At 66.4% G+C, this 10,868-nt stretch carries 12 protein-coding genes, 1 tRNA gene, 2 pseudogenes and 1 riboswitch; of the genes and pseudogenes, 10 read left to right on the top strand and 5 right to left on the bottom strand.

The features are described from left to right. Positions 1-153: 153 nt before the first annotated feature. A tRNA-Met gene (locus QSJ19_RS25085) sits at positions 154-227 on the top strand. A 34-nt stretch (positions 228-261) separates the two neighbouring features. Here QSJ19_RS25085 and QSJ19_RS25080 read toward each other — a convergent pair. After that, positions 262-792, bottom strand: a complete 531-nt coding sequence (locus QSJ19_RS25080) for a hypothetical protein (protein ID WP_286323769.1) — start codon at positions 790-792, stop codon at positions 262-264. 62 nt (positions 793-854) lie between these two features. Continuing rightward, the gene (locus QSJ19_RS25075) at positions 855-1,124 is read right to left on the bottom strand and encodes a DUF4235 domain-containing protein (RefSeq protein WP_286323768.1); all 270 of its coding nucleotides are present in this window, start codon (positions 1,122-1,124) and stop codon (positions 855-857) included. A gap of 99 nt (positions 1,125-1,223) precedes the next feature. Between QSJ19_RS25075 and QSJ19_RS25070 the strand changes: the two genes are divergently transcribed. The 7 genes and pseudogenes from QSJ19_RS25070 to QSJ19_RS26890 all read left to right on the top strand — a co-directional run bounded on the left by QSJ19_RS25070 (position 1,224) and on the right by QSJ19_RS26890 (position 6,262). Beyond that, positions 1,224-1,835 (top strand): pyridoxamine 5'-phosphate oxidase family protein, encoded by a 612-nt coding sequence (locus QSJ19_RS25070; protein WP_286323767.1) that lies wholly within the window; start codon positions 1,224-1,226, stop codon positions 1,833-1,835. Positions 1,836-1,932: 97 nt separating this feature from the next. Then, on the top strand, positions 1,933-2,181 hold the full coding sequence (locus tag QSJ19_RS25065; RefSeq protein WP_286323765.1) for a DUF2630 family protein: 249 nt from the start codon (positions 1,933-1,935) through the stop codon (positions 2,179-2,181). 119 nt (positions 2,182-2,300) lie between these two features. Next, complete coding sequence (locus tag QSJ19_RS25060; RefSeq protein ID WP_286323764.1) at positions 2,301-4,181, top strand: propionyl-CoA synthetase; 1,881 nt, start codon at positions 2,301-2,303, stop codon at positions 4,179-4,181. A 16-nt stretch (positions 4,182-4,197) separates the two neighbouring features. Beyond that, entirely contained in the window at positions 4,198-4,695 is a 498-nt protein-coding gene (locus tag QSJ19_RS25055) for a DUF6790 family protein (RefSeq protein WP_286323771.1), read from the top strand. A gap of 23 nt (positions 4,696-4,718) precedes the next feature. After that, positions 4,719-4,805: riboswitch (Fluoride riboswitch) on the top strand. A 19-nt stretch (positions 4,806-4,824) separates the two neighbouring features. Beyond that, complete coding sequence (locus QSJ19_RS25050) at positions 4,825-5,328, top strand: fluoride efflux transporter FluC (protein WP_286323763.1); 504 nt, start codon at positions 4,825-4,827, stop codon at positions 5,326-5,328. Then, positions 5,325-5,693 (top strand): fluoride efflux transporter CrcB, encoded by a 369-nt coding sequence (gene crcB, locus QSJ19_RS25045; RefSeq protein WP_286323762.1) that lies wholly within the window; start codon positions 5,325-5,327, stop codon positions 5,691-5,693. The genes QSJ19_RS25050 and crcB overlap by 4 nt, the downstream gene beginning before the upstream one ends. A 112-nt stretch (positions 5,694-5,805) precedes the next feature. Beyond that, positions 5,806-6,262: pseudogene (locus QSJ19_RS26890) on the top strand (universal stress protein). 73 nt (positions 6,263-6,335) lie between these two features. On the opposite strand, the gene QSJ19_RS25030 reads toward QSJ19_RS26890, so the two are convergent. Both QSJ19_RS25030 and QSJ19_RS25025 read right to left on the bottom strand, forming a co-directional pair. Continuing rightward, positions 6,336-7,559, bottom strand: coding sequence for an acyl-CoA dehydrogenase family protein (locus tag QSJ19_RS25030; RefSeq protein WP_286323759.1), 1,224 nt, complete (start codon positions 7,557-7,559; stop codon positions 6,336-6,338). 41 nt (positions 7,560-7,600) lie between these two features. Further along, a complete protein-coding gene (locus QSJ19_RS25025; RefSeq protein ID WP_502876343.1) occupies positions 7,601-8,989 on the bottom strand; it encodes an acyl-CoA dehydrogenase family protein in 1,389 nt (462 codons plus the stop codon). A 154-nt stretch (positions 8,990-9,143) separates the two neighbouring features. On the opposite strand from QSJ19_RS25025, the gene QSJ19_RS25020 reads away from it, so the two are divergent. Then, positions 9,144-9,629 carry a DUF2752 domain-containing protein gene (locus QSJ19_RS25020; RefSeq protein ID WP_286323757.1) on the top strand — a complete coding sequence of 162 codons (486 nt, stop codon included), beginning with the start codon at positions 9,144-9,146 and terminating at the stop codon, positions 9,627-9,629. Positions 9,630-9,690: 61 nt separating this feature from the next. Next, the gene (locus QSJ19_RS25015) at positions 9,691-10,350 is read left to right on the top strand and encodes an MBL fold metallo-hydrolase (protein ID WP_286323756.1); all 660 of its coding nucleotides are present in this window, start codon (positions 9,691-9,693) and stop codon (positions 10,348-10,350) included. A gap of 49 nt (positions 10,351-10,399) precedes the next feature. Here QSJ19_RS25015 and QSJ19_RS25010 read toward each other — a convergent pair. After that, a pseudogene (locus tag QSJ19_RS25010) lies at positions 10,400-10,832 on the bottom strand (VOC family protein). Positions 10,833-10,868: the final 36 nt, after the last annotated feature.

Genomic DNA, 10,868 nt, shown 5'->3' with positions numbered 1-10,868 from the left:
CCAGCAGCTCGCGGCATTGATGGGTGTGCACGAGAAGTGATGGCCGTCAGCTGCTGAAGGTGTCCGCGGTCACACCTGTTTTCGCAGCTCGTCGGCGGTATCGGAGGCGATTTGCATCCGTCGTGAGCGTGTGTGTAACGTGGTGTTCACCAACGCGGGGTGGAGCAGCTCGGTAGCTCGCTGGGCTCATAACCCAGAGGTCGCAGGTTCAAATCCTGTCCCCGCTACGAGGAAGGGCCCTGACCGGCAACATCAAGTCGGTCAGGGCCTTTCGCTTTCCGCGGGGTTGTGGATCGCGTCGCTGTTGCGCCGCGGCGTCATCGTCACGAACCACGCCTCCTGCACCCCGAGGATCACGATCAGGCAGATCAGCAGACCCTCGAATTCGATGGGCGTCAGAGCCAGTCCGAGCGCCCCGGACAAACCCGGCCAGACGGCGCCCAGCGCGACTGCCAGGTAGAGGGGTACCCCGAGTACGGCAAAGACCCACGGCAGGACCGTCGACGCCCTCAGACGGGCGAACTGATTGGCCAGCAACGCAACCCCGATGGCACCCAGGAAACCCGCCACCGCGAAGGCGAAGCGCCAGATCGCCGCGATGTCGGGAGCGACCTGGGCCAGTAGCGAGACCGCTGCCGGGATGACGAACTGCAGGGAGACCAGGTAGGCCATGGACCGGCCGGGACCGGTGGACCCGTTCAGGTCGTCGCGGTCCTTGATCGCGACCCACCACAAACCCAGAAGCGTGAAGTTCGTCGCGGCGACGACCCCGTAGAAGGCGGACTGGTCCATGGGTCGACGATAGTCCGCGTGGGCGCGTTACAAGGGTGTTCGCCCTGATCAGAGCCGGTTGTTCACTGAGGGTTCTCGTGTGTCACAGCCCGATACCCCTTCGCCCCGGCCCGGTCGATCGCCGCGCGGACCAATCCGAAGATCAAGCCCTGCAGAGCGGCTCCGGCGAGGACCTCCGCCGTACTGTGCTGGAGATCCTTCGGATCGGGCACCTCCCGGTCGTCGGTGATCCGTTTCCAGACCTGACCGAAGGCAGCGCCCGCGACGACGCCACCGAGCACGCTCGTGGCGATCGACAGCGGCTTGTACAGGGCCTTGGACATTGTGCTCATGGCTTGCGGATACCCGGCCTCACCGCAGGCAAACGGCGTCGGTTGGCGGGGTCGACGGGCCGTTGCCGTTCATGTCACTGGTGATGCCACCATGGTGGTGTGGATATCACGACCCCGGAACAGTTGCGTGAGATCGTCGGCCACCCTCATCCGACCGTCGTGGAGAAGGTGCGTCCGTCGTTGCACCGCGTGCACATCGCCTGGCTGACTGCGTGTCCGATGGTCTTTCTCGCCACCTCCGACGCCGGCGGGCGGCTCGACGTCTCCCCGAAGGGCGACCCCGCGGGCAAGGTCGTGCACGTCATCGACGACCGACACATCGCCATCCCGGAACGTCCGGGGAACAAGCGCGTCGACGGGTACCTGAACGTGCTGGAGAACCCGCACGTCGGGACCATCGCGGTGATCCCCGGACGGGGCGACACGCTCCGGATCAACGGCGCCGCACGGATCGTCGACGACGCCGACTATTTCGACGATCTCGCGGTGAAGGGTCAGCGCCCGATCCTTGCACTGGAGGTGGAGGTCGAGGAGGTCTTCTTCCACTGCTCCAAGGCGTTCCTGCGATCGGACCTGTGGCGACCGGACACCTGGACACCGGATGCACTGCCCAGCACCGCGAAGATCACGAAGGCCGTGCTGCCCGAACTCGACGAGGCCGAACTGGAGAAGGCCTTCGAGGAGACCGAGTTCCGGAAGTGGTTGTACTGAGCGGGAAGACTGAAGTCAGTCGAGGTAAGAGCACGGCCGATCGATCTTCGGACCCGTTCGCGGGCTCGCCTGTCCTTCGCGGACTACCGTGGGAGACATGGCCACGGACAAGTCCATCCACAAGCACATCACCGAACTGATCTCCGAAGAGCACGAACTCCGCGAGAAGTTCGGCCGCGGTGAGATCACCCGGGCCGAGGAGAACAACCGACTCCAGGAGCTCGAGGTCTCCCTGGACCAGTGCTGGGATCTACTCCGGCAGCGACAGGGTCGACGCGACGCGGGGGCCGATCCAGACGATGCGTCGGTGCGTCCCGCCGAGGTCGTCGAGAAGTATCTCGACTGAGTCGACGCCTGCCGCGGCCGAAGCAACGCCGTGGCAACGGTCACATCGTTAACCTCGAAGCGAACATGGACCGCGGATGCGGATGCACGGGCGGCGAGCGAGAGGGATGGGCGTAGACGATGGGCCGATACGGCGATGCTTTTGCGCAGGCACGTGATGATCGCGAGACGTTCTGGCTCGACGCCGCCGGAGCCATCGACTGGGTGGCACCGCCGACCCGAGCCCTCGACGACAGCGCGGCACCGTTCTACCGCTGGTTCCCCGACGGCATGCTGAACACCTCCTACAACGCGCTCGACCGGCACGTGGAGGCCGGACACGGAGACCGCACGGCCCTGATCTGGGACTCGGCGATGGTGGGTCAGACCCGGACCTACACATACCGGGAACTGCTGGACGAGGTGTCGCGATTCGCCGGGGTCCTGACCGCCCGCGGGATCGGCACCGGTGATCGGGTCATCATCTACATGCCGATGATCCCGGAGGCGGCGATCGCGATGCTGGCCTGCGCGCGGATCGGCGCCGTGCACTCGGTGGTGTTCGGCGGCTTCGCCGCGCCGGAGTTGGCCACCCGGATCGACGACGCCGAGCCGGCTGCCGTCGTGACGGCCTCGGGTGGACTCGAGCCGGGACGCACCGTCGAGTACCTGCCGATCGTGTCGCGGGCGCTCGAGCTCACACAGGTGCCACCATCGATCGTCATCGTCAAGGACCGGCCCGAGATCGCCGGGGGAGCAGGCGATCACGACGGCTGGTCCGACTGGGACACCGAGATGGCGAAGGCCGAACCCGCGGGACCGGCAACGGTCTCGGCCACCGATCCGCTCTACATCCTGTACACGTCCGGCACCACCGGGAAGCCGAAGGGTGTGGTGCGCGACAACGGTGGTCACGCCGTCGCGCTCAGCTGGTCCATGGGCAACATCTATGGCATCTCCCCGGGCGACGTGTGGTGGACCGCGTCGGACGTCGGCTGGGTCGTCGGCCACTCCTACATCGTGTACGCCCCGTTGCTGATCGGCGCGACGACGGTGATGTACGAGGGGAAGCCGGTCGGTACTCCTGACGCCGGAGCGTTCTGGCGGGTGATCGCCGACCATCGGGTCAGTGCGCTGTTCACCGCACCCACGGCGATCCGGGCCATCCGCAAGACGGACCCGGAGGCTGGAGAACTCGCGAAGTACGACACCTCCTGCCTGCGCGCGTTGTTCGCCGCGGGCGAGCGGCTCGATCCGGACACCTTCGAGTGGGCGAGCGCAGTTCTCGGCGTGCCGGTCGTCGATCACTGGTGGCAGACCGAGACCGGCTGGGCGATCGCAGCGAATCTGCGTGGTCTGGAGGAGATGCCGATCAAGGCAGGATCGCCCACCGTGCCGGTTCCGGGGTATCGGGTGGGGGTGGTCGACGCCGAGGGCTCACCGCTCCCGGCGGGGGAGGAGGGCAGCATCGTCATCGAATTGCCCTTGCCGCCGGGCACTCTCGCCGGTCTCTGGCGTGATGAGGAGCGATTCCGCAAGTCCTATCTGTCGGCCTTCGACGGCTACTACCTGACCGGCGACTCCGGATACATCGACGCCGACGGCTACATCTTCGTGCTCGGCCGCTCCGACGACGTGATCAACGTTGCCGGACACCGACTGTCGACGGGCAGCATCGAGGCCGTCGTCGCATCGCATCCGGCGGTCGCGGAGTGCGCGGTCATCGGCATCCACGATGACCTGAAGGGGCAGCGACCCAGCGGGTATGTGGTGCTCAAGGCGGGCGTGGAGATCGGCGCCGACACCCTGCGCGACGAGCTGGTGCGGATGGTGCGTGACGAGATCGGCGCCGTGGCCACGTTCCGCGACGTGACCGTCGTTCCCGCCCTCCCCAAGACACGTTCGGGCAAGATCCTACGAAAGGCCATGCGGCAGATTGCCGATCACGAGGAGTACACGGTGCCCTCGACCATCGAGGATCCGGATGTGCTGAGCGACCTGGCCAAGCAGCTCGGCGGGTGACCCGGTGTCCGACTCGATGTCTCCGGCGACCGGGGCGGATCGTGTGCTGCGCCTGTCCATCCGGCTGATCCCCTTCATCGGACTCGCCGGTACCGTCGTGTCCACGGTGATCGACGCAGCGGTGCCGGGCGGCCATCTCGGACGGGATCTGCTGGAGAACTCGATCCTGTGGATGATCGGCATCCAGGGATGGATGACCGGCTGCGGTCACATGTTCTTCGGCGCGCCGATTGCCGAGTCGATCGGGTGGCCGGCACGGACGCCGTGGCAGTGGGAGGTAGGTCTGGCCAGCCTCGCCACGGGCGTGCTGGGCGTGATCGCCAGTGGGTTCGGCGACGACTTCGCGCTCGCGACGATCATCGCGTTCGCCGTCTTCTACCTGGGCGCGGCCATCGGCCACGTGCGGGAGATGGTGGTGCGCCGGAACTTCGCGCCCGGCAATGCCGGTCCGATCTTCTTCTTCGATGTGATCGTGCCGGTGTACCTGATCGTGCTGTTCGTGATCGTCACCTGACCGAGGAGCGCAGATCGGTTAGAGTGTCCGAAGGTGATGGATCTCCGCCTGGCCCTATGCATCAGTGAGCGGGCCGAACCGCCGACACGGCTGATGGCTCCTGTTCCGTGCAACGGAAGGGAGTGAGACATGCCTGGTGATCACGGCACCAGACGGTCGTTGCCAGACGACGACCATCCCGAACTGCCCCTCGACCCGGACACACCGCCCCGTCCGCTGCATCTCCGGCCGGCAGCATTGATCTGGGTGTTGGGCGGGGGTGCCATCGGTACGGGTCTCCGTTATGTGATCGAGGAAGCCTGGCCGACTGCGAGCGGTGGGTGGCCGTGGGCGACCTTCGTCATCAATGTGTCTGGTGCATTCCTGCTCGGAGTCCTACTCGAGGGCCTAACCTTACTGGGCGACGACGATGGGTGGCGGCAGCGAGTACGCCTCCTGATCGGTACCGGGATCTGTGGTGCCTTCACCACATACAGCACCTTCGCGCTCGAAGTGTCCCTTCTCGGTCGTGACGGCGCGATACCGATCGCCATCGCGTATGCGGCGGTCAGTGTCGTCTGTGGAATGGCGTCAGCGTGGGCAGGTATCGCGCTCGCGGGTCGACTGCTGAGGCGATCTGGTGCGGTGACATGACGATTCTCCTGGTGATGGTCGCCGGTGCTGTGGGCGCGGTCGCACGGTTCGTCGTCGATGGTGCGGTCAAACACCGACGGCCGGCACGATTCCCGTGGGCGACGTTGGTGATCAATGTGACGGGCTCGCTCCTGCTCGGGGCGATCGCCGGGCTGGTCATCTTCCACTCGGCGCCGGACGAACTCAAAGTAGTCATCGGTACGGGATTCTGCGGCGGGTACACCACGTTCAGCACAGCGAGTTTCGAGTCGGTGCGGCTCGTTGAAGGGCGACAAGGAGCCAAGTCCCTCGTGTACCCCATCGCGTCGCTCGTCGGCAGCGTCGTCGGGTGCGTCGCGGGACTGGCCCTGGCATCAATCGGATGACGACATCGAACTGGAAGGTGGTGAGCGGATGGCGCACACGGCAGATCGCTCGGATGGTGAGCCACCTCCGTTGCGCCGGAGGCTGGACGGCCCCGCCCCGACCCGCGAATCGATGGCCGCCCTCGTCGTGGGGTGGGATCGTCGACCGGCGAGCACTGCGGCAGTGCAGTACGGTTCGCGGTCGAACTCGCGCATCGCCTGACCGCGCATGTCCACGTCGTGCACATCGTCGATCTCGACGATGCGCCGATCGACCCGGACACCCCGGACTGGGAGAGCAACTGCGCAACTCGATCACCGCTGAGGTGGCAGAAGCTCGTGACCTGCTCGACGAGTTGGCGGCATCATGGACCTATCACAGCGGTCACGGCGATCCGGCTGAGCTGCTCGCCATCGTCGCGAGTCGTTACCGGGCACTGATGGTGGTGATCGGAAGTCCCAGAGGAGGACTCGTGTCGTATTTCGACGCGATAGCCGGGCAGTCCGTCGCCCGACAAATGATCGGACATCGACGGACACCGCTCTTGTTGGTTCCCGATGAGACTGAATTGCCAGCCGGCCTGGTGTGACCACAGACGTAGCGGGAATCGTCGCATGGCGACGACTCCCGCTACGTCTGTGAGAGGGGGGGTGTGGCGGAGACTACTTCAGCTCGGCGCTGTTCTTGTTCAGCACCCGCCGCGCGATGATCAGCTGCTGGATCTGCTGCGTGCCCTCGAAGATGTCGAGGATCTTCGAATCGCGCGCCCACTTCTCCACGAGCAGACGTTCCGAATAGCCCAGTGTGCCGGTCAGTTCGACGACCTTGTTGGTGATGTCGGTGCCCGTGCGCCCGGCCTTGGCCTTCGACATCGACGCCTCGAGTGAGTTCGGCTCTTTGTTGTCGGCCATCCACGCCGCGCGCATCGTGTGCAGATAAGAGGCCTCGAAATCGGCCTCCATCCGGATGAATTCGGCTGCGGCGGCATGCTGGTCGGCCGCCGGACGGTCGTAGTCGATCTCGATGCCTGCCTCGTCGAGGATGCGGCGCAACTCCTCGAGCGCCGCGCGCGCCACGCCGACAGCCATACCCGCGACCATCGGCCGCGTGTTGTCGAAGGTCTGCATGACCCCGCCGAAGCCCTTCTTGGTGTCGACCTCGGGCGAGCCCAGCAGGTTGTCCTTGGGGATGCGGCAGTTCTCGAATCGGATGACCGCGGTGTCGGACACCCGGATGCCGAGCTTGTGCTCGAGTCGCACCACCTCGACGCCCGGATGCTCCCGCGGGACGACGAAGCTCTTGATCGCAGCACGGCCCAGACTCTTGTCGACCGATGCCCAGACGACGATGTGGGTGGCCCGCGACCCGGCGGTGACGAAGATCTTCTCGCCGTTGAGAACGTACTCGTCCCCGTCGAGGGTCGCGGTCGTCGACACGGCGGCCGAGTCCGACCCGAAGCTCGGCTCGGTGATCGCCATGGCGGCCCACACCTTGCCGAAACGCTTCAGCTGGTCGTCGGTGGCCACCGCCGCGATCGCCGCGTTGCCGAGTCCCTGGTAGGGGATCGTCAGCATCAGGCCGACGTCGCCCCACGAGGTCTCCATCGTGTTGATCACCGACTGCATGTTGCCGCCGTTGGCCACGGCGCCCTCGGGCCGGGGCTTGTCCGACTTCTGTTGGCTGCGCCCACCGTCGGCGCCGGCGCCTGCCTGTCCTGCCTCGGCGAGTCCGTCGTAGAGGCTGGCCAGGGTGTCGAGCTCGACCGGGTAGTCGTGCTCGCGTAGGTCGTACTTGCGGGAGATCGGGCGGAAGATCTCGGCCGCTGCCTGGTGCGCCTGGTCGATGGTGATGTTGAGCTTCTTGGGGAGCTCGAGATTGATGCTCATGGTCTGTTCCTGGTCCTATTCGCCCGTGATGGTCTGGTCGCCTACAGGACGACGATGCCTTCGCCGATGCCGGCGCCGCGCAGATCGCGATACCAGCGCTCGACCGGGTGCTCCTTGGTGAAGCCGTGTCCGCCGAGGAGCTGCACCCCGTCCAGACCGATCTGCAGACCCTTGTCGATGGTCAGCTTGCGGGCCAGGGCCGCCTCGCGGGCGAACGACAGTCCCTGCTCGGCACGAGCTGCGCCGCGCAGCGTCACCAGGCGGATGGAGTCCACCTCGGTGGCGATGGTGGCGACCATGAAGGCCACCGCTTGACGGTTGGAGATCGGCTCGCCGAACGCCTCGCGCTCGTTCACGTAGGGGATCACGTAGTCGAGGACGGCCTTGGCGGTGCCGGCGGCCAGCGCCGACCAACCCAGTCGCGACAGTCGGACGACATCGCGGTAGGCGACAGTGGCCGAGTCGCCCTCGGTTCCGCCGAGCAGCGCCGACGACGGCACCGCGACGTCCTGCAGCAGCAGGCGTCCCATGCCGGCGGCGCGCACGCCCATGCCCGGGTCGGCCTCGACGATCAGGCCCTTGGTGTCGGACTCCACGATGAACAGGGCCGGACGTCCGTCGAGCTGGGCGCCGACGATGAAGAGTTCCGACGACCCGGCGGCCGGCACGAAGGACTTCACCCCGTTGAGCCGGTAGCCGCTGGGCACGCGGGTGGCCTTGGTGGCCAGGTCGAAGGCGTCGAACAGTGGTTTGGGTTCGGCGATGACGACGGCCGACTGCGGCACGTCCTCGCCGGCGAAGTCCGGCAAGTAGGTGCGCTGCTGCTCATCGGTGCCGAAGTTCGTCAGCGTGGTCGCGACACCGCTGGGCGCGAGCAAGGGGAGGGCAAGTCCCATGTCCCCGTAGGCCATCGCCTCGGCGACGAGCGCATTGGTGACCACACCGCGTTCGGTGGCCGCGCCGTCGAAGGTCTCGGGCACGTTGATCATGGTGATGCCGAGTTCCGCGGAACGCTTGAGGATGTCCTCGGGCGTCGCGGCCGCGTGGTCGGCGTCGTAGGCGGCCGGCCGCAGGATCTCGACGGCGAATTCCTTCACCGTCTCGGAGATCATCTGCTGCTCGTCGTCCGGGTGGAGGTTGAAATAGTCCTTCGGTGCAGTCGTCAGCCGCTTGGCCTGACCGGATCCGCCTCCCTGCGCGGCCTTGAACGCACGGTTCGCGGCGCCCAGCGTCTGGAAACCGGTCTTGGTGCCCTGGTAGGCGATCCGGTTGATCGGTTCACGGATCTTGTACTTCTCGGCGAACTCGGAGCCCGTCACGGTGGTCAGCACGCGCATCGCGGCGCCGATGAAGTTCCGGGGGTGCGGGTTGCGGCCGACGGCGGAGGTGTCGCGCGGTTCGGTGTGCCGCGACTCGGTCTGTGAAGTCATGATCACCAGCTGTTTCTCGGGCGGTTCGGGTCACGTCGTCGTGAGCGATGACTCGATCTTACTCGGTAGTAAGAACAGACCTTACTATCCGGTAAGGAGCTTGTCACGCACTCGGCGGACGTAGCTGCCGAGCGCGACGATCTAGGCTGGTCCGGTGACTGCAGATCGCGAGGTGGCCCCGGTGTCGGAGACATCATCCACCACTGCATCCCGTGCCGGTACGGACGGTCGGAAGAACGCACTCGCGGTGGGCGGTGTCGGGGTCGCGGCGGTCGTCGCCGCTGTGGCGCTCCCGCCCGCGGCCGTCACGAACGGACCGGAGCTGTGCCCGTTCGCCCGGATGACCGGACTGCCGTGTCCGGCGTGCGGGCTCACCCGCAGTTGGGTGGCTCTCGCCCACGGTGACCTCGGGGCGTCGTTCACCTTCAACGCCTTCGGTCCGCTGTTCCTGATCGCGGCCATCATCGTCACCGTCTGCGCGGTCGTCGAGGTGCTCACGGGTCGTCCGATCCTCCGGCGAGTGCGGCTCGCGGTGGCGAATCCCGTGGGACTGGCCGTCCTCGTCGCCTGGTTCGGCTACGGCATCGTGCGGGCGATCGACGCCGCCGCCGGCTGGGGCGTCTTCCCGTCGATCATCTGATGCGACACGAGACGTCGCGTCTGACGTGACGTCGGCGGTCCGGGGGAGCAGAGTGGGACGTATGCAGATCACACACTTCGGTCACTCGTGCGTCCTGGTGGAGATCGACGGCACCAGGATCTTGTTCGACCCGGGCAACTTCTCACATGGCTTCGAGGGTGTCACCGGCCTCGACGCCATCCTCATCACCCATCAGCATCCCGACCACTGCGACTCCGAGCGGCTGCCGGACCTGGTCGCCGCCAACCCCGATGCCGTGCGTTACGCCGATCCGCAGACGGCGGCGCAACTCAACGGAGACGACGTCGCCGGACCGTGGACGACGGCGAACGCCGGATCGCATGCCCAGATCGGTACGGTGACAGCACGATTCACCGGCGGGCGACACGCGGTCATCCATCCCGAGATCCCGGTGATCGACAACGTCGCGTACGTCCTGGACACCAAGTCGATGACCGGACGCTTCATGCATCCCGGCGACTCGTTCTACATCCCGTTCGAGAAGATCGACGTGCTGGCGCTGCCGTCGGCGGCGCCCTGGATGAAGCTGAGCGAATCGGTCGACTACCTCCGCGCCATGTCACCGCGGATCGCGGTGCCGATCCACCAGGCGATCCTGTCCGACGCCGGCACCGGCATCCACTACGGCCGGTTGTCGGACATGAAGACGCCGACCACCGAATTGGTGGTGCCGGAGAAGGAATCGGCCACCGAGGTCTGATCACCCAGGTCGACGTCGAAGTCGCGATGGTGCTGGGTGAGGGGCGACGTCAGGCCGGCGGCGCGAAGAACTCGAGGGCGATGAAGAACTCGAGGGCGATGTTGTCGGGGTCGCGGAACGAGATGCCGGATCCATGGTGCGCGTGATCCATGGTGCGCGTGCTTGATCCCGCTGTGGGCGATGCCGAGGTCGTCGAGTGTGCGTGTCCAGCCCTCGAACTCGTCCCGGCCGACCGTGAAAGCGATGTGGTCGAGCCCGGTGCGACGCTCGTCGAACGTGTCGTCGGGGCCCGCGGTGGAATGCGTGTGCAGGCCGAAGAGCATCCCGCCGTCGAGCGCGAAGACGGTGTGGTGGAAGGTGCCCGATTCCTCATCCCCGTCGAGCACCGGCGTCGAAAGTGCTGTGTACCAGCGAGTGCTGGACTCGAGGTCGGTCACCGTCACGGCCACGTGGGTGAGTGCGGGAAATGCCCATGGCGCCACTCCTTTGTCGCTGCCCGCGCTCGGCCCCGACTACGA

It is taken from the genome of Gordonia sp. ABSL11-1 (assembly GCF_030315685.1).
In the GTDB taxonomy this organism is placed as follows: Bacteria; Actinomycetota; Actinomycetes; order Mycobacteriales; family Mycobacteriaceae; genus Gordonia.
The sequence above is the reverse complement of the archived record's forward strand: the minus strand, read 5'-3'. Positions and strand labels throughout refer to the sequence as shown.